Here is a 19180-nt window from a genome sequence, read left to right on the forward strand (position 1 = left end):
AATTTTTCTCCCGGAATACAACGAGTTATTTTTGTTTTTTATTCATTCTAAATTGACGGCTGATTGTATTGTTGATTTACTAGAGATTTGGTGGCAAAGCGTCAAATCTCGATTTTCTCACATTCAAACCCTGGTAATTAATCAGGATAATGGACCGGAAAATCATTCTCGCCGCACTCAATTTATGAAGCGCATCGTTGACTTTTCTCACTCAGCACAACTGAATCTACAACTCGCTTACTATCCTCCTTATCATAGTAAATATAACCCTGTAGAACGCTGTTTTGCTTGGCTTGAACAACATTGGAATGGAAGTTTACTTGACTCAATTGATGCGGTTTTAAATTTTGCCAAAACTCTCACGTTTAAGGGTAAAAGTCCAAGTGTTACTCTGGTAGAAAAAAAATATTTCACAGGAGTTAAACTGACCCAGAAAGCTATGGCGGAAGTGGAAAAGCAGATTCATCGTCTTCCCAATCTCAAAAAATGGTTTGTTGAAATTTTTGCTAAATCCGCCTAGTTATCGGATCATTTTTTTTGTGGCTTTCTCTTACCGAAAGCATCAAGGATACAAGCCCCCGGATTCATTCCGAAAGCAGACTCAGGACCCAGAAATAAAAAACCTGTATCCGATGAAACTTGCCCCCCAAATTTATCTGTGGGGTCAATGCTTCTATTCTTTAATCTAAAATCTAAAATCTAAAATCGATTCACCCAAAGCATCCAGCATACAAGCCCCCGAATTTCTCCGTGGGGTCAATGCTTCTATTCTTTAATCTAAAATCTAAAATCTAAAATCGATTGACTTTACCTAAATTCCGACAGGGGTTAAAACCCCTGTCGGAATGTAGATTCCAGAAAAAAAAGGAAACAGCGTTATTTGAGATTAGTCGTCTGTCGCTGTTTCGGTCGCTCGTTGAGTTCAGTCAATATCTAGATTCACTTTCTAGCAAACATTGTCTGAGGCATCTTGAGCATTCTATCTTGCATCTCGTGCTGCATCATTGATATTTTCTTGGCCGCCGCTGGTATTATATCTCAGAGACTCAGTACCCTCTGATACTCTTTCTTTTGCTCCCTGGGTGGCTTCTTTAACAATATCTTTTGCTCCCTTCAAGCCTTCGCGAGTGTTTTCTTTAAGATTAGAAAAGCCTTGTTTGGTTTTGTCGCCAAAGTCATCAGCTTTGCGCTGGGCGGTGCGAGCATCGTCCTTGACCTTTTGGCCAATTTGGTCGAGTTTTTCAGGCGCGTCATCCGCTACCCGCCGTACATTTTCGCCTACATTGTTGCTAGATTTCGTCTCAATGCGTTGCTGCGCTTGATCTTTGAGAAGCTGAGCTTTTGCTTCTGTTGTTGTCATCTTTTTGTTTCTGGGATCGACATCGGGGTAGTCGTTCATGCCGCCTTTGTATTCGGAAGTTACAGCCCCGGTCGGCACTTCTTCTCTAATTTGGTCGGCAGTTTTTCCTTTTCCTGTCATCACATCAGTTTTTCCTGCCATAATATCAGGGGCGCTGCTGCAGGCCGTACTCACAAATACTAAAATGCCAGCCAGAAACACTGTTAAGATTTGTACAGCTCGAATTTTTTTCACAAATGCAGTTAGTCTGTTCATAAAAATGCTCCTTTCTATTTTGAGATGCTCAAATGCCTTGTGGCTTTGTAGATGGCTACTATTACCAAATTAGGCACTTAAACACTTTCGTAAGTATACGAATAGAAACCGTAGATATTCATCTATCCCAAGTTACATTCCTCAAGTTATAGTAGAAGGAAGAAGGAAAAAGGAAGAAGGAAGAAATAAGAAGGATCTTCGGCTTGGCGAGCGGATAGAAATCACCAATCAGGAAGAAGGAATGGACAATCCTCAATCTTTTACCCATTATTAAAAGTCGCAGCACGCCGTGCCGGACACGGCATTGCCGTTTCCCTACGTGGCTGTTTGGTTCTCTGTGCGCGCACTAGGTTGAGATGTTTTGCCTTTTAAGTTCAAAAAAAACCTTCCGGTCAGGAACCAGAAGGCAGTGGATGTATGATCTCAAGTACAACAAGGTCTTTAATCGCAATTGTCGTGGCCTATCCCGATCGCACACATCTGTCTAATGGCTGAAAGTATGTGCACACTTACTAAGCATTTTGAATCGCTGTTTTTAGACTTTTGCAGAATTCGCCGATCGCCTCTAAACCCTGTTCTGGAGTTCCTTCGGCCAAGCGTTTGACAAAAGCACTACCAACAATCGCAGCATCTGCACCCCATTCTTTCACTTGGCGAGCGTGTTCGGGTTTCGATATACCAAACCCGACGCCGATGGGTTTGTCGGTGACGGTGCGAAGTTCTTGCAGCAATTCTTTTGCTCTCGTTTCTAAGCCTTCGCGTACTCCCGTAACCCCTGTCACACTGACTAAGTAAATAAATCCTTGAGACTGACGAGCGATCGCTTCTATACGACTTTTGGGACTGGTGGGAGCAACTAATAATGTTAGTTCAATCCCTAATTTGTTGGCAGGTTGGATGAGACTATCTGCTTCTTCTAAGGGCAAGTCTGGTACAACCAATCCCTGAACTCCAGCACTTTTGATTTGCTGCAAAAAGGTTTCTATACCTCGGTACAAAATCGGGTTGTAGTATGTGAAGAGAATGATGGGCGATCGCAAATTCGGGCTAACTTTCGCTACCATTTCCAGCACCGCATCTAACCGCGTTCCCCGTTGTAGAGCCCTTGTAGCAGCGGCTTGAATTACCGGCCCGTCAGCTAGCGGGTCAGAATAGGGAACGCCAAGCTCGATCGCGTCTGCACCGTTGTCATCCAAAATTTGCAGTGCTTTAGCCGTTGTCTCCAAGTCTGGGTCGCCAGCAGTAATAAAAGGAATCAATGCACATTGGTGGTTCTTGCGTAACGTTTCAAAACAATTAGAAATAGTCATTAGTTATTGGGCATTGGGCATTGGGCATTGGGCATTGGGCATTGGTCAGTTGTTATTTGTTATTTGTTATTTGTTATTTGTTGGTTATCATAGCCAATAACTAATAACTAATAACTAATAACTAATAACTAATAACTAATTATCTTTTTCCTGCTCAATTTCGGCTTGAAGTTTGGCTAATTCTTCAGGAGTGAGTTCATCTAGCTGCTTCTGCAAGACAGCTTCTTTGTAGTCTTGCAATTGCTGGCTGTAGGTCATATTTTGAGTCAGCGCTCGAAATAAATAAGTCACCAGCCAGCCAATCAAGCCGGCGACCAAAAATAACTGACTCCAAATCCCTGCATTCATGCTGTCGAGTCCGGCAAATTGGAGTAGCAAGTAGACAAACCCACCTGCTACAAAAAAGCCGACACTGATTCCAATTACGTCAATACGTCGCATTTAGGCTTCTATCTGCCGCCGTTTGGGCCGAAAATTCAAAAATGGAGCTAGGAGAAACATACCTGGGAAGAAGAAGAACATCAAGAAGTACATGAAGCCGCGCTCAAAAGAGGTAGCGACGTACCAGCGGCTGTTCAGGTAAGCGTAGGTGGCCGCGGGTACTACCAGGAGGTAGGCTCCTGCCAAGACGGCGTAAAGCAGTAAGGTAATATACATAGATTTGCTTTATGGGAATAATAACACGGTAAGTCAGTTGGCACGCTGCGTTAGCTGGTTAACTATTGTACCGCTTGCGGAGATCCAGCGCGACTTTTGGGAATTTTTTGATTAGGGGTTGCGTAAATTGGGGTTTTGCCTGTAGAATAAAAGGCTGTTGCTGTTAGTGGCTCAAAACCACAGCAGTTAGACCAAAGGGGGGCGTGGCGGAATGGTAGACGCTACGGACTTAAAATCCGTTGACCCGAAACGGTCGTGTGGGTTCAAGTCCCTCCGCCCCCATCCATTTCCATCATTTGTGATTCAACGGTTTCAGATTTCTTGTCACCAAGAGTTCTGTTTGCCGCTCAATTTTTGCGCTCATGGTTTTCTGCTATGTCCAAAAGCGCCTCTATATCTGCCCAGTTCGCCCCGACTTTTTACGTCTGGCTGTCAACTGGTTGAGCAAATCGGCTGGTTTGGGAAATTGGGCGACCGTCGGAGCTGAGTTTAAATAGTCTAATAACAAATTATGTGCTGTCGTTAACACATTAATGTCCTCATAATAGACAATATCTAGCTTCAAGTTTGAGATGAGGCGGGGAGTGCGATCGCAAACTCTGCTCCCCCTCCCAAAGATGAAATTACCTCTATTTTCCCCCGATGTTTTTCCACAATCTGGTAGCAAATTGCTAGTCCGATACCAGTGCCTTTTCCTGGTTCTTTAGTTGTAAAAAATGGGTCAAAGAGCTTACTGTGGATGGCGGATGGAATGCCAGGGCCGTTATCGCAAATTCGCACCAGAATTTGGCTACTATCCAACTTTTGCGTCTGAATTAAAATCTGAGGATTTTTCCCTTTTTTAGAGTCCTGGGATGACTCTTCTAGTGCATCTATCGCATTGGCTATAATATTCATAAATACTTGATTTAGCTGCGCTGGATAACACTCTACTTCTGGCAACTCTCCATAGTTTTTGACAACTTCAATTCCCTGCTTGAGCCGACTGTTCAAAATCAATAGTGTATTGTCAATGCCTTCATGGATATCAACTAATTTCATTTGAGATTCATCTAAGCGAGAGAAGTTTCGCAAAGACAAAACTATTTGCCGGATGCGTTCTGAACCTATTTTCATAGATTCAAGCAGTTTTAGTAAATCTTCTGTGATAAAGTCTAGTTCTATTTCTGCGATTTCTTCTGCGATCGCCTCTGTGGGTTGCGGGTATTCCTGCTGATAGAGACGAAGTAAATTCAGCAAGTCTATAATATACTCGTTGGCGTATTCTAGGTTGCCGTGAATAAAGTTAATAGGGTTGTTTATTTCATGGGCGACGCCTGCTACCATCTGCCCTAAACTGGACATTTTTTCCGTTTGAATTAACTGGGTTTGGGTGTGTTTAAGTTGGTGAAGCGCTGCTGTAAGTTCTTCTGTTCTTTCTTGTACTCGCTCTTCCAAAGTTTGGCGAGCCAGCTCTAATTCATCGGTGTATTCTGCTACCCATTGAACTAATTGATTGATGGATTTTGCTAAGGTTCCTACTTCATCTTCTGTGGTGACAGGTGCTTGCAAATCAAAATTTGCTTGTTGAGTAATAGTTTTAGCAACGCTGGTTACAGCTTGAATAGGAATGGCGATCGCGCGGCTGGTACAGATGGCGAGAAAAGTAGCGATCACAACTGACACTAGCATACTCACTACGATGATTTGCACTCGCAATTTCTCAGCTATATTAAAATTAACGTAGGCTTGTCTCTGCTGTGCCTTAGCTACTTCTCTCATCAAGCTCAAACTCTCTGACAGCCGCTCAAATTTAACATCGAGCTTAACTGCTCTATCTCCTCTGATTAAATCCAATACTTGCTGCTGTGCCTCTTTAACTTCTTCTGGTTTTAGTGAGGAGGGAGCTATTTGTTGCCAAAAAGATTTGAGCAATTGAGAATACGAATCTGTCGCAGTTGTGTAACCGTTTAACAATTCCTTTAATTCAGCAGAATTTACTGCTAATTCTGTGGAATGTTCTTCCGTAAATAAAGCTAATTCTGCAATATTTGTTTTTACTACATCAACATCTTTCAAGAACTTAGCAGTTTCATATTCAAACCAGATTGAATTTCCCAAGACAGAGATTAGCCGTTTGGGATGTGACTGCACTGCCTGCACGGAATATTCTAAATCCCTGAGCAAATGTTGTTGCTCGTCGGCGAAGGTTAAAGCTTGGAAAGCTTGCTTTTGGTAATAGTCTCCACAGATCATTCCCCCTGTGGTTCCTAGTACGGCTATTCCAATTGCTAGGGAATAGCCATAATTAATTTTTTGGGCAATGCTTAAGCGAGAAATGAAGCGGTTAATTGCAGTCAAGGGAGTTTTTTTGAGAGGATTTTTGATGTCGCGAGATCCTTCAGTGACAGCGGCATTATTTTTTCGTCTATTTAGGATAAGGTTTTTGAACCTCACAGCCCCATTATCTCCCTGTTCAAACTTTTGCATACTGGCAACCTGAGCTAAATTTTAACAACTTTATCAATTAGTAAATGCACGTAAATAAACTTTCTTATTCGTAGTACCAAATCTTCCCTATATAGCAATCCTCGCATCAGTTTCAATAACTGGTTAACTTCCAAGCTCTGCCTGGGAACCGATGTAAGCGAGGCTCTGCCTCGGCCCAGACTATGGAGGCTCTTCCTCCGGATATGCGTTACCAGGAAGAGCCTGGTAACGAGTATAATCATTTAGGATTGCTATAGTTTATGGATTAAGGGCTAACGCCCTACTACAAATTGGGTATTAGATAAAATTTAAGCTTAAAAGACATTACCCTGACCAATGGCTTTATAAACTTCACGAATCATATTATAATCACTGTCGTTTGCTGCCACCAGTTTAGCTCCTTGATACTTATCATTAGCTTTCCCCACTAAAATTGCTTCAATTAGCTTATCTTGATTTTCTACCAGGCGATCGCGAATTTTTTCAACAAGAGTACTAGGCAGGTTGCTACTAGCAACAAACAAATCACTAGGTAAGGTTTGCCCTGTGGCAATAATCCGAAAATCATTGGTTGATAAACCGTCTGTTTTGAGTAAATCTTTGTATCTATTCACACCAATTGCTAAGGCATCAACTTGGTCTTTTTTAAGAGCCTGCAAACCCTTTCTTCCCAACATTGAGATTTTGAAGTCGGATTGGGGATTTAAGCCAGCATCCAGGAGAATTTTAATCGCCCCTAGATGACCACCAGTTGCACCTATTTTCCACATAGCTATTGTTTTACCTTTCAATTGTGCTGCTGACTTAATTTCGCTATTGGCACGAACAAGAATAATTGAGTGATAGTCGGGGCGGGTGATGGCAATGATGGGAACAGCATTTGTCCGGGCCCGCATAATCACATATTCAGATGGCCCTGTTAGAGCTAATTTTAGCTGACCCGACTGGAGAGCTACGGCTGCTGCTATATAGTTATCTACTGGGAACAATTCAATTTTTTTATCCAAAACTTCCCCAAGAACAGTCCGAAAGGTTTGATAATTTTGCTGCAAATCTTCTGCCCCCTGAACATCAGTTACAGCAAATTCAAGCGTTTCTGGTTCACTTACGGCCAAACTGGAAGAAGTTCGATTAGATTGACTGACTGTTGTAGAACAACTTGCTACAAACAATAGCGATAACCCAACAAAATGCCGCCGATTCATGATTTTTATGAGTTTTAGTGGGTATTGAAAATTGCATAACTATTATAAGCTATTTGGAATAAGCTTTCATTAACATAGATTATCCGTTGGTTAAGCTTCAGTGAACTGTTGTGGCAAAATTATTAATAAAATTTTTATCGATGGGTTTTATGGTTGGGATCATAAGGCAGTGGATCTTGTAAATTTAACTCATTAAACGCTGCCAGACTTAACTCACAGGAATCGCAAACGCCGCCAGCAACTTTACCGCCGCCGTAACAAAACCAAGTGTTTTCGCAAGGCACTCCCCCATTATTGCCTAATTTAATGATTTCTGTCTTTTTTAGCTCAATCAGAGGTATTAAGATAGAGAGTGCATCACGTTCTTTCCCCTATTGTGCCCCTATCCGAAATACTTCTTGAATGGGTTGAATATAATGGGGGCGACAGTCTCGATAGCCGGAATAATCTAAAGTGTTGACGCTAATGTAAACGCGATCGGCGTTGAGAGTTTCGGCCCCAGCGATGCCAAAACTTAGAAAAATTGTATTGCGATCGATAACGTAGGTGATGGGGAGGCTTTCGGACATTCGATCAAGGGTGCGATCGCGCTTAAGCGTCTGGCTATCCTGCAACCGCTTTGAAGGGAGCGATCGCTTCAACGGATCTCTGATGGGGTACAATCCCGTATCACCAACACGCCTCAAGAGGACTTTGATTGTCTAATTTTTGCACGTCCAAACAAAAAGGAAGTCTCCCCGCGTGATATTACGCAGTAACTGGCAAAGTAATCACAAATTCCGTGCCCTGTCCTATTTGAGAATTTACCTCAATTTTGCCTTGATGCTTGGCAAGGATTTGATCAGAAATAGCCAATCCTAATCCCGTACCTTTGCCGATCGACTTTGTAGTAAAAAATGGGTCAAATATCTGTTGGGCACTGGCGGAGGCAATTCCCGGCCCGTTATCCCGAATCTTGACGGTGACAGTATTGTCGGCTGTAATTTCCGTGCTAACCCAAATCGTTGGCGAATAGCCTTTGTCTTCCTTTTTCACCTCCTCCAGCGCATCTATTGCATTGCAAATAATATTCATAAATACTTGATTCAGTTGCGCGGGATAGCACTCAACCGCAGGCAAGTTGCCGTATTGTTTAATAACTTGGATACCTTGTTTGAGCCGATGATTGAGAATGACGAGGGTGCTATCAATTCCTTCGTGAATGTCGGCTGATTTCATTTTTCCGTCGTCCGATCGCGAAAAATTCCGCATGGATACGACAATTTCGCGAATGCGATCGGCTCCCATTTTCATCGAAGATAGGGTTTTTGGTAAATCTTCTCTAAGAAATTCGAGTTCAATGTCTTCGATGCGCTCTAGAATAGCATCGGGTGGGTTGGGATAATATTCTTGATAGAGAGTTACCAAACCTGCCAAATCTTCGATGTATTGGTTGGCATAGTCAATGTTGCCGCCGATGAAGTTGACGGGATTGTTAATTTCGTGGGCTATCCCTGCAACCATTTGACCGAGAGATGACATTTTTTCGGTTTGAATTAATTGGGATTGAGTTTCTTTGAGTTCTTTTGTATACTCGCTAACTCGCTGAATCAATAGATTGAAAGAGGCCGCTAAAACTCCGATTTCATCGTCGGTTGTGACTGGTACTTGCAGGTTGAAATTCGATTCGCGAGCAACTTGCTGAGCCACATTAGTGACGGTTTCGAGGGGTTGGGCGATCGCGCGGCTGGTTTTGTCCGCCAGTGCGACAGCGATGAGTGCTGAAATTAGCATACTTCCGAGAATAATTCGGTTTCGCAAACTTCCAGCTTCTTCTAATGCTTGGATTCCTTGCTGTTTGTGAATTTCTACTGTAGAAATTAGCTCGGTTAAACGTTGAGCAAGGTGATCGAGTACGATCGCCTCTTGGCCGCTGCTAGTCCTCAACATTTGTAGCTGTGCGGACTCGATGCTGTTGGGTGACAAATTCCCAACTTCCGCATCTTTTAACTGCAATTTAATTAGCTTACCGTAGTAATCAATCACGAGGGCAGATTTCTTCAAGAGAGCCTGCAATGCTGCCTCTTCTGTTGCTAGTCTATCGGGATTTTCTCGTGCAAAAGATTCAATTTCTGAAATCAGGATTTTTGCCTGATTGATTTGCCCGAAAAACCGATCTTGTTCGTATTTCAGCGCCACAGTGTTTCCCAAAACGACTGGCAATCTCGCCGCGCGCGATCGGGCTTCAAATACGGTATTTTGCAAATTTTGCAACAGTTGCTGCTGCTGTTGGGCAACATTCACCTGAACTAAAGCTTGCTTGCGAAAGTAGTCTCCCAATCTCAGTCCCGCACCAGTTCCCAAAATGGCTATGCCGATAGCTAAAGCATAGCCATAGCTAATTTTTTGGCTGATCCGCAAATGCTTGCATTCTGCCTTTAGCCCAGTTAGATTAATAGTTGAAGTTTGTAACAAATGTTTTTGAGCATAGTGCTTTTGCTCTACTTTGCTATTCTTGGACTGACTGTGGGTAAATAATAACATGGGAAGTTCCTCCCAAACTAATCAGGAGTAATTGAGCGAAGAAAAGCAGAATGCACTTATTCTGAAGGTCGAAAGCCGTTTTGAGTGTTTAATGAATTTTGAAATTTTTAGCTCAAAACTCACCCCTCAATACTCAACGCTTCCCCTAGTATCTCTCTTTTTAGACTAGAGTGTTTGTGATCTCTATCAACAATCTATGTGATTATACGCAAATCTACAAAACTTAGGGTGACAGCGATTAGTATTTTTAGTCTGTTGGGACACAAGGCCCAACTACCGGTTCTCCCCGTTTTTCTTTTTCTGCCAGTTCTAGGTTTAATTCCAGCACTTTTGTTAAAATATCGTCGGTGTCAGTAAATCCGTAAGCTGCATTACATTCGCGATCGAGCTTAGCATGAAGTTTATAAAGTTGACTTGTTGGCTCTTCAAAAAATTTATTGTAAAGTTGAGTAATTCCCCACTGCTTTGCTGACATTTGTTGAGTGCGGTATTGATGCAATTCGACCGCCGTTGCCCGAATTTGCTCTACTGATTGACGAGTCGGTGTCTGGGGAAATGGGAAAGTTTCAAAGCAGGTATTGTGGGTGTATGCGATATCTCCTTTGAGAGTTGATTTTTGAGCGTGCATCCAAATTCGGTGAATTTTAGATGAGAGAATGCCGAGAATATAAAAGTCTTCTGAGGCAACAACTACTGATTTGTCTCCCGGCAGCCAACTAACGGGAGCGGGAATGAAGACAGCCCACTTTGAGACTCTCGGTACAGTGAAGTAGTGAGATAAAAGGGCGATCGCATTTCTCATTTCTGAACGCGATCGTAAAAATTTCCACCAATAAATTCGGGATCGTGCATCTCGATTATTATCTCGTTCAGGCTTGACATGAGCTTTCACATACTCAAAAGGCAGCACATATTCACTCCCTTCTTCAATGTTCGTATCATTGAAGTCAATAATCCAGCGTTCCGGCATACCGTTAGGATTCTTTGCTAGATTTGCACCCATTGAAAAAAGTTTAAGAACCTCTTGATTTTTAGTATCTGATTTAATCCAATCATCAACCTGTTGTTGAGTAACAATAAATCCCATGCCCACCGGTATTACACCTTGAAAGCATTTATTTAAATTCGCTGACAACCTAGCAGCTTGAGAAACATCAATCGTAGCTTGCAGCGAAGAGTTGATACTAGAAACTGCGAGGTTATCTAAATAATAAAGTTTCGGCTTTTCCTTGCTCCAGTTAATCAAACTAACATGAACCTTAGCTTCCCCCGACCAAGGCTGAGTAGAAACGGCTGCATAAATGTGACCGCCATTTTGCGCCACATAATCTAAAGCAGCAGCACGACTTTTACCTTGACTGATTGAATTAGTAGCAACTAAACCAGCCCTGCCATTTAGTTCTAAATTATTGTGAGCTATGCGAAACCAATAAGCACAAAAATCAACTGAATCTTTCACATCAGGAAAGCGTTTAAACACGCGGTCAATATATTCATCTCCCAGGGCAATCCTCATGTGCTTTCCGCCTAAAAACGGAGGATTGCCGATAATAGCGTCAGCCTTCACCCAATCAGTAAATAAAGCATCCTTACAGACAATATTTTTATCCAAAGTATCTAAAGGCAGAGAAGGTTCTTTCAATCCCAAATTATCGATCGCCACCTTGCGGCCAATCATTAACGTCACCCGCGCCAACTCCACCGCAAACGAGTTAATATCCATGCCGTAAAATTGCTGCGGCGTGACTAAATTCATATAACCTCTTGTACCGTCGAACTCGTTTAGCTTATCTAAAAGTAACTTTTCAACTTGCTTGAGTTCCTGATAAGCTACATACAGAAAATTACCCGAACCGCAAGCCGGATCGAGGACGCGATAGCGACCTAATTCTTGATGCAGACTTTGCAGTTTGGCTACGGTATTTGCAGCGTTAATTCGCTCTTCCCAGTAATAGCTAATTGTGGGCAGAACAATGCGGCGAATGTCTCCCTCAGTAGTAAAGTGAATCCCGTAGGCACGGCGCTGTTTTTTATCTGTTTTCAAAGCGGATTCAAAGATATTGCCAAAAATAGAAGGGCGTACCTGACTCCAATTTTGTTCGGCACAAACTTCTAATATTTTCAACTCTCCCTGTTGGAGTTCAATGGGGTGTATTTCCGAAAATAATCCGCCGTTGAAATACTCGACTCCTTCATAACGTCCGGCGGGCGTGACTCCCTGCTGATTCATTGCTTGAAATAAGCCGCCCAAGACATCGTAAGAACTTGCTCCTTCTAGGCAATCTTTAACGCAGCGAGTAAAGAGTGCCGGCGGCAAAAGTCCCCTATCTTCGGCAAACATTGCTAAGACGCACTGCAACACAAATCGCTGTGCCTGAAACTGATTAAATTTAGCAAATTTCCGCTCTTTGCCGCGTTCGATTAGCATTTCCAGCAGCATCCCCATTCTGCTAGCAGCTTTTTCGGTAATCTCGACTTGGTTGTTTTTGAATATGGGGCGGCGGCTGGTAGATTCCATGAAGGCAAAAGCGGGCGATCGCGCGGGCAATTGCTTTAGGGATATAATGTCTACAGGCTGATCCGGCTGAAGGTCGAAATCGTAAATGTGAAATTCGTCAAAATTGCACATCATCACGTAGCGCGGGCGATCGTCTTTTTTGAGGCGAATATAATAGCGTTCTGTTTGGGTGCGGTGTTCTCTTTTGGTCAAGTCTTCACCGCGCTTTTTCATTTCAATCAAAACGTGCTTTTTCCATACCAAATCGGCAAATCCCATTTGACCTTTTTTGCTACTTTTCTCTATGCGTTCCTCATAGGTTGCGCCTGCTTCTAATGCCCCCTCGTGGCCGAAAGCCCGAAAGAAGCGGTCTAAAAATACCTGTGCTTGTCCTTTTTCATCGCCTGTAATGTGTTGTTGGCAGTAGGTAACGAATTTTTGGAGGCTTTCAGGGGTTGCTGGCATGGGAGGATAATTTAAAACGCATATTAATTAGTATAATCTGCTATCTTGTATTATTGTTATCTTTTGTCATAGACCGCCAGGGAATGAATTCCCTGTCTAATAGCTAAAGTCCTCTGAAGAGGACTGAAATGAATATGTTATTTTTTTTCAAAAAATTTGATATTATTTATTTAGTCCTCTTTCAGAGGACTTGAGCTGTGAGCCAGGGAATTCATTCCCTGGCGGAATGTTGGGTAGCGGGTAGTAATACTATATTGTTAATAATATTTATTATTAAATAAAAAAAAATGTGATTCAAAACTCGACTGACATACCTAAAAATAACATTCAAACTGGATGGCACGGCCGCCTGGATTTAGTCTATGCCAACCGATCCGGTGCAACTCAAATCATTCACAATCAAATGCAAGCACCCCTCAAGGTGCAGCGCCCGTTTTATCCTGAAGGGAAAGACGTTTGTCACAGCGTCATCTTGCACACGGCTGGTGGAGTTGTCGGGGGCGATCGACTTTCCAGCCATGTTCACCTCCAACCCAACGCCAAAGCCTTGATTACCACGGCCGCCGCTGGTAAAATCTATCGCAGCAGCGGACTAGAATCACAACAAAATATTGACATTCAGCTAGATACTGGTGCTAATTTAGAATGGCTGCCACAGGAAACAATAGTTTTTGACGGCGCAATATATCGGCAAAATTTGCGGGTAGAATTAGCACCAACAGCGAGGATTTTACTGTGGGAAATTACCAGATTTGGACGCAGTGCTAGGGGCGAAAAGTTCTTGTCTGGAGAATGGATCTCGCACACCGAAGTCTGGCAACAAAACAGCCCTTTATGGATTGACAGACAATTGCTCAAAGGTGGAGAAAAAATGCTCGAAAGTCCTCATGGACTCGCAGGAAAACCCGTAGTCGCCACCCTCGCTTGGGTAGGCGAACCCGTAACCACAGAGCTCGTGGAAAAAGTGCGAAATTTGCCATCTGAGGCAACAATTTATCCTGGTAATTCCACCGTCGGCGTGACTCGTATTCCTAACGGTTTGCTGTGCCGATATCGCGGTACATCCACAACCGCAGCTAGAGACTGGTTTGTCAACATTTGGCAGTTGCTGCGCTTGTCTTTTTCACAACGCCCTTGCTGTTTGCCCAGAGTTTGGATAAAATAGGATGATCTTGGAGTTTCAATGTATAATTGCCCTCCTAACTAGATTATTCATCTCTCTCTTCTCTTCCTGGGCGCCCTCTGCGCCCTTTGCGGTTTAATCATTCAGAAACAACCGTAAACGATATCACAATCAAAGAATGCGATCGCACTTACAAGAATAAAAATGCAACTCACCCCCCAAGAAAAAGATAAACTGCTGATTTTCACCGCCGCCCTGGTAGCAGAGCGCCGGAAACAAAGAGGTTTAAAATTAAACTATCCAGAAGCACTAGCCTACATTTCCGCAGCCATTTTAGAAGGAGCCAGAGATGGCCTCACCGTCGCCGATTTAATGAGTTATGGAACAACTCTCCTGACGCGGGAAGATGTGATGGAAGGGATACCAGAAATGGTGCATGAAGTCCAGGTTGAGGCGACTTTTCCCGACGGAACTAAGTTGGTAACAGTGCACGATCCGATTCGTTAAAAAATCAACCACAGACACTCAGAGGAGGAAAAGATGATTCCAGGAGAAATGATTGTTTCAGCCGGCGAAATAGAATTAAATGCAGCTCGCCAAACCCTGCGGTTGCTGGTAGGAAATAAAGGCGATCGACCCATTCAAATTGGTTCACACTATCACTTTTATGAAGCCAACGAAGCCTTAGAATTTAATCGAGAACAAGCAAAAGGAATGCGGTTGGATATCCCCGCAGGTACAGCAGTCAGGTTTGAACCGGGAGATGAAAGGGAAGTTCAATTAGTGCCGTTTGTTGGTAGTCGTCAAGTCTACGGATTTAATGGAAAAGTGAACGGTCATCTGGATGCTGAAGTATGAAGCCACAAGGTAGTTCACGATGGTTGAGTTGGGAATTTGAAACTTTTTAACTTAAAAGTCCAAGCAGTTTCAAAACAGAATGCAACTGTAAGCAATCTCCACACTATGATGATCACTCATCCCCAATCCCAAATCCAAAATCGAAAATGGTGTCACTTCCAGCCCTATGCCTAGAGAGTGATAAAGTAAGCTCAAAACTTTTTCTGTGCCTTCTGTCTTACTCCCTTCGGGCTTTTTTTTGTGAGTTCAATCTCCTACTTTTGAGCGATTTTAAATCGGCTGTTTGCGGTCTACTGTGGTTGTTAAAACTGCAAAGATATACAGCAAAAGTGCGTGATGAACCCAAAAATAGTTGACCAGATCAAACAGAAATTGAAGCAGAGCTTGCTAGCAACCTCAAGGCGTGTCTGGAGAACCCCGTTAGACCGACGCACCAGCATCAAATTGTTAGATGACAGCATCGTTTATAAAAAGCAGCACCAACCTATCAATATACCCGCATTAACCTCGGTAAATAAAGTGCCTTCTCGATTTTTTGCCACGGAAAAAACAGTTTCTTTTGACCCAGATTATGTTTGGAAAATTTCCCGGAATCAAAAAATAAATTCTCTAACTATTTGTACGTCGGGCAACACGCTGCTGAATAACAAGTTGCTTTTAGACTTGGATTTTCGGATTAGCGGTGCGGGCATTCTGGAATGGCCTTACAAACCTAACCAAATTACCTATCCGCTGGTAGTTGCTCCTTGGTCGCATTTGTGGTGCAGTTATTATGATTATGTGATTTTTGTGCTGGCTAAACTTTGTCGAATTGAGGAGGCTTTAGGTAAGGAAATTTGGCAAGAAGCTAAAATTTGTTATCCTTTACGACATACAGATTTTGAGTTGGGCTTTATGACCAAACTCGGTATTCCTGAAAGTTCACTAATCGACACTCAGGCTAGAGATACGGGATATCATGCAGAAAGTGTGGTGGTGGGAAACAATCAAGACTGGTATTTTCCCAGTCCTTACGATATAGAGCTTTTGCGGAAAAAATTCTGTCTTAAGGAAAAGGTAAAGCCTTATAGAAAACTTTATCTGTCGAGAAGCGGCCGACGCAAGGTTAAAAATGAATTACAAGTGCGAGAGGTTTTGAAAGAATTTGATTTTGAAATTTTGGAAGATATCTCGCGCAGTGTTGATGAACAAATTCGTCTGTTTGCAGAAGCGGCGGTGGTTGTCGGCCCTCACGGGGCTGGTTTTACAAATTTGCTGTGGTGTCAGCCGGGAACGAAAGTATTGGAATTCTTTTATGGAGGGTACACTCCGCCATATTTCTATTACATTTGCCAGCTATTGGGATTAGAATACTCTCGTATGGTTGATGACAACAATGTAGCGGAAGATTGGAGTTTCATTGGCATGGATATGACGGTGGATGTGGAGATTTTGAAAAGGGCAATCCCTAAAATGCTGGAGGAAAGTTGCCCCTTGATAGCCTGTTAGATTTTAGATTGGCAAGAATTGATGCCTATCGGGGGTTTTAAAGCTTGCCTAATGTTGTATTTTTTTTACTGTTGCAGATTGAGGAACTCGTCACATACTATAATTCAAGTGGGTCTCAACTGCTAACTAAAAATTTATTAATATTAGGAGCAAGCATGAGTTACAGAATGGATCGCCGCGCCTACGCGGAAACCTTCGGGCCGACTGTGGGCGATCGCGTCCGGTTAGCCGATACAGAATTATTCATAGAAGTAGAAAAAGACTTCACAACCTACGGGGATGAAGTTAAATTTGGCGGTGGCAAAGTCATTCGCGACGGTATGGGACAGTCGCCTATTTCTAATGCAGACGGCGCTGTTGACACGGTAATTACTAATGCTTTAATATTAGACTGGTGGGGCATTGTTAAAGCAGATGTCGGCATAAAAGACGGCAAAATTTACAAAATTGGTAAAGCCGGCAATCCTTATATTCAAGATAGGGTAGATATTATTATCGGGCCTGGTACTGAAGTAATTGCGGGCGAAGGAATGATTCTCACCGCTGGGGGAATTGACACTCACATTCACTTTATTTGCCCGCAACAAATAGAAGTGGCGATCGCCTCTGGAATCACGACAATGATCGGCGGCGGCACTGGCCCCGCAACGGGTACAAACGCCACAACTTGCACTCCGGGGCCTTGGCATATGTACCGAATGCTGCAAGCAGCCGACGCTTTCCCCGTAAATCTAGGGTTTTTAGGTAAAGGAAATAGCAGTCAACCCCAAGGATTAATTGAACAAATCTTTGCCGGTGCAATGGGTTTGAAACTCCACGAAGATTGGGGAACTACACCAGCAACGATCGACACTTGTTTGAGTGTAGCTGACGAGTACGACGTGCAAGTTGCAATTCACACTGATACTCTCAATGAAGCGGGATTTGTGGAAGCTACAATTGCCGCATTTAAAAATCGAGCTATTCACACTTACCACACCGAAGGTGCTGGCGGCGGACACGCACCGGATATTATCAAAGTTTGCGGTCAAACTAATGTTTTGCCCTCGTCAACTAACCCGACTCGCCCTTACACTGTCAATACTTTAGAAGAACATTTAGATATGTTGATGGTTTGCCACCATTTGGATCGAGGCATTCCTGAAGATGTGGCTTTTGCTGAATCGAGAATTAGAAGGGAAACTATTGCTGCTGAGGATATTTTGCACGATTTAGGTGCGTTTAGTATGATTTCTTCTGATTCTCAGGCGATGGGAAGGGTTGGGGAAGTGATTATTCGGACTTGGCAAACGGCTCATAAAATGAAGATTCAAAGGGGGATTTTGAACGGGCAAGATGCCCGTTCCACAGGTGATTTATACGGGCAAGATGCCCGTTCCACAGGGGGAGAAAATGACAATTTTCGGGTGAAGCGGTACATTGCGAAATATACAATTAATCCGGCAATTACTCACGGAATTAGTCAGTATGTCGGTTCGGTGGAAGAAGGGAAATTGGCGGATTTGTGTTTGTGGCGGCCGGCTTTTTTTGGGGTGAAACCGGAACTGGTAATTAAAGGAGGGGCGATCGCCTACGGGCAGATGGGAGATGCTAACGCCAGCATTCCGACGCCGCAACCGGTGCATATGCGGCCGATGTTTGGCAGTTTTGGCGGTGCGATTGGGGCGACTTGTCTGACGTTTGTTTCCCAAGCTGCGCGCGATCGAGATATTGCCGCACAGCTAGGTTTGCACAAGCCCACTGTAGCAGTTTCCGGAACCCGACAAATTAGCAAAAGAGATATGAAACTCAACGATTATTTGCCACAAATGGAAGTCGATCCAGAAACTTATGAAGTCAGGGCGGATGGGGAATTGTTAACTTGCGAACCGGCAACAGTTTTACCAATGGCGCAGCGGTACTTTTTGTTTTAACTGATATCTTGCACCATTTTCAAGAACGGGCAAGATGCCCGTTCCACAAGAAAATTTATATGTTGTGGAACAGGCATCTTGCCTGTTCCTAAAAAGCTAATTGAAAATGGTGCAACATATGAGTTTTAACCTATTATACAATCATGTAGGGCTGGTTTTACAAACAATATTTGCCAAAACCCGCCAATCTCAAAAACCCGCACCCAGCCAACGGCAAATTTTCATCTTACTTCATTCAGGATATGATTTTCTGTTAGAAAAATTGAGCGATCGCACTATCAAACCCTGACACAAAAACCAAAAATAAAGTGCAATATTAATCCCGCTCAACAGTTTCGGTATTCCCTCCAGCAAGCTCGAAATTATCTCGTTTTTTAAAGGCAGCGCTTCTGCAAAAAAGGCCACAAATAACAACCCAACGCCACTCAGCAGTAAAGCATAGGGAGTCGAGCGAATTTGTCTCCGAAAAGCTAATCCGTATGCAATTGCCACCCAGGCGTAAAATATGACAATTGTCACTTTCGGGAAACCCGCACGTCCCAGATGAACGTGGGTGCGAAAAACTTCATTGAATAGAAAGCAACCTGCAAACAGTGCCGAATATAAAATAAATCGATTTTCTGGGCGATGTGGTTGAATAATTCTCAGCAATCCAAAGGTAAAAGCGCACACCATTACCGATAAATAAAATAACATTTGAAACGCCAAGAAAAAGAAACCTGCACCCGGATACGTAGCAGAGCAAGGCGGCAAAAATAACCCTTTTACTGAAGAACCGAACAAACCCAGACACGCCGTCACTAGCCCAACTAGCACTAAAGTTAGACTATTGAACAACAATACAGTTCTGTAATTTGCCATAATTAATAACTAAAAGCTAACAACAGTATATTGCGCGTCAAACCATTTTTTGCTAGGGCTTTTGCACGGGGGATAAGAAACCGGGTTTTTTAGGAAAATACTGCGTTGTGACTCGCAGATTCGGTAAAAAACCCGGTTTCTCTGTCGGAGTGCGTAACTCGCGATCGTGTTCTTTGAGTAAAGGTGATATCATTTC

16 protein-coding genes, 1 tRNA gene and 1 pseudogene are annotated in these 19180 nt (G+C 43.1%); 7 read left to right on the plus strand and 11 right to left on the minus strand.

Going from position 1 to position 19180, the window contains the following annotated elements; translation table 11 throughout:
- A partial coding sequence (locus QUA83_RS03805) for an ISAzo13-like element transposase-related protein (protein ID WP_445301758.1) occupies nucleotides 1-520 on the plus strand: 520 nt, incomplete at its 5' end.
- 459 nt (nucleotides 521-979) lie between these two features.
- Here the strand turns inward: QUA83_RS03805 and QUA83_RS03810 are convergent.
- The 4 genes from QUA83_RS03810 to ndhL form a co-directional block, all read right to left on the minus strand.
- Complete coding sequence (locus tag QUA83_RS03810) at nucleotides 980-1615, minus strand: DUF6658 family protein (RefSeq protein ID WP_333291635.1); 636 nt, start codon at nucleotides 1613-1615, stop codon at nucleotides 980-982.
- A 512-nt stretch (nucleotides 1616-2127) separates the two neighbouring features.
- On the minus strand, nucleotides 2128-2925 hold the full coding sequence (trpA, locus tag QUA83_RS03815; RefSeq protein ID WP_333291637.1) for a tryptophan synthase subunit alpha: 798 nt from the start codon (nucleotides 2923-2925) through the stop codon (nucleotides 2128-2130).
- A 135-nt stretch (nucleotides 2926-3060) separates the two neighbouring features.
- Nucleotides 3061-3366: a DUF3007 family protein gene (locus QUA83_RS03820; RefSeq protein ID WP_333083757.1), complete on the minus strand. Its 306-nt coding sequence runs from the start codon at nucleotides 3364-3366 to the stop codon at nucleotides 3061-3063.
- Nucleotides 3367-3582, minus strand: a complete 216-nt coding sequence (gene ndhL, locus QUA83_RS03825) for an NAD(P)H-quinone oxidoreductase subunit L (RefSeq protein ID WP_193972727.1) — start codon at nucleotides 3580-3582, stop codon at nucleotides 3367-3369.
- Between the two features lie 197 nt (nucleotides 3583-3779).
- Here ndhL and QUA83_RS03830 point away from each other — a divergent pair.
- A tRNA-Leu gene (locus QUA83_RS03830) sits at nucleotides 3780-3864 on the plus strand.
- 279 nt (nucleotides 3865-4143) lie between these two features.
- Here QUA83_RS03830 and QUA83_RS03835 read toward each other — a convergent pair.
- The 5 genes and pseudogenes from QUA83_RS03835 to QUA83_RS03855 form a co-directional block, all read right to left on the minus strand.
- Nucleotides 4144-6051, minus strand: a complete 1908-nt coding sequence (locus tag QUA83_RS03835) for an ATP-binding protein (RefSeq protein ID WP_333291639.1) — start codon at nucleotides 6049-6051, stop codon at nucleotides 4144-4146.
- A 314-nt stretch (nucleotides 6052-6365) separates the two neighbouring features.
- The gene (locus tag QUA83_RS03840) at nucleotides 6366-7256 is read right to left on the minus strand and encodes a phosphate/phosphite/phosphonate ABC transporter substrate-binding protein (protein WP_333291641.1); all 891 of its coding nucleotides are present in this window, start codon (nucleotides 7254-7256) and stop codon (nucleotides 6366-6368) included.
- 134 nt (nucleotides 7257-7390) lie between these two features.
- Nucleotides 7391-7942, minus strand: a pseudogene (locus QUA83_RS03845) (7-cyano-7-deazaguanine synthase).
- 61 nt (nucleotides 7943-8003) lie between these two features.
- Complete coding sequence (locus QUA83_RS03850) at nucleotides 8004-9779, minus strand: ATP-binding protein (protein WP_333291643.1); 1776 nt, start codon at nucleotides 9777-9779, stop codon at nucleotides 8004-8006.
- Between the two features lie 247 nt (nucleotides 9780-10026).
- Entirely contained in the window at nucleotides 10027-12741 is a 2715-nt protein-coding gene (locus QUA83_RS03855) for a DNA methyltransferase (protein ID WP_333291644.1), read from the minus strand.
- A 289-nt stretch (nucleotides 12742-13030) separates the two neighbouring features.
- Between QUA83_RS03855 and QUA83_RS03860 the strand changes: the two genes are divergently transcribed.
- From QUA83_RS03860 to ureC, 5 genes are all read left to right on the plus strand, one after another.
- A complete protein-coding gene (locus tag QUA83_RS03860) occupies nucleotides 13031-13906 on the plus strand; it encodes an urease accessory protein UreD (protein WP_333291645.1) in 876 nt (291 codons plus the stop codon).
- A gap of 162 nt (nucleotides 13907-14068) precedes the next feature.
- The gene (gene ureA, locus QUA83_RS03865; RefSeq protein WP_015179363.1) at nucleotides 14069-14371 is read left to right on the plus strand and encodes an urease subunit gamma; all 303 of its coding nucleotides are present in this window, start codon (nucleotides 14069-14071) and stop codon (nucleotides 14369-14371) included.
- Nucleotides 14372-14404: 33 nt separating this feature from the next.
- A complete protein-coding gene (locus QUA83_RS03870) occupies nucleotides 14405-14722 on the plus strand; it encodes an urease subunit beta (protein WP_333291647.1) in 318 nt (105 codons plus the stop codon).
- A gap of 336 nt (nucleotides 14723-15058) precedes the next feature.
- Nucleotides 15059-16210, plus strand: coding sequence for a glycosyltransferase family 61 protein (locus QUA83_RS03875; RefSeq protein WP_333291649.1), 1152 nt, complete (start codon nucleotides 15059-15061; stop codon nucleotides 16208-16210).
- 155 nt (nucleotides 16211-16365) lie between these two features.
- Nucleotides 16366-18123 (plus strand): urease subunit alpha, encoded by a 1758-nt coding sequence (ureC, locus tag QUA83_RS03880; RefSeq protein ID WP_333291651.1) that lies wholly within the window; start codon nucleotides 16366-16368, stop codon nucleotides 18121-18123.
- Between the two features lie 231 nt (nucleotides 18124-18354).
- Here the strand turns inward: ureC and QUA83_RS03885 are convergent, their stop codons facing one another.
- The gene (locus tag QUA83_RS03885) at nucleotides 18355-18984 is read right to left on the minus strand and encodes a hypothetical protein (protein WP_333291653.1); all 630 of its coding nucleotides are present in this window, start codon (nucleotides 18982-18984) and stop codon (nucleotides 18355-18357) included.
- A gap of 52 nt (nucleotides 18985-19036) precedes the next feature.
- The gene (locus QUA83_RS03890; RefSeq protein ID WP_333291655.1) at nucleotides 19037-19177 is read right to left on the minus strand and encodes a hypothetical protein; all 141 of its coding nucleotides are present in this window, start codon (nucleotides 19175-19177) and stop codon (nucleotides 19037-19039) included.
- Between the last annotated feature and the right edge of the window lie 3 nt (nucleotides 19178-19180).

Source organism: Microcoleus sp. K1-B1 (assembly GCF_036704705.1).
In the GTDB taxonomy this organism is placed as follows: Bacteria; Cyanobacteriota; Cyanobacteriia; order Cyanobacteriales; family Microcoleaceae; genus Microcoleus.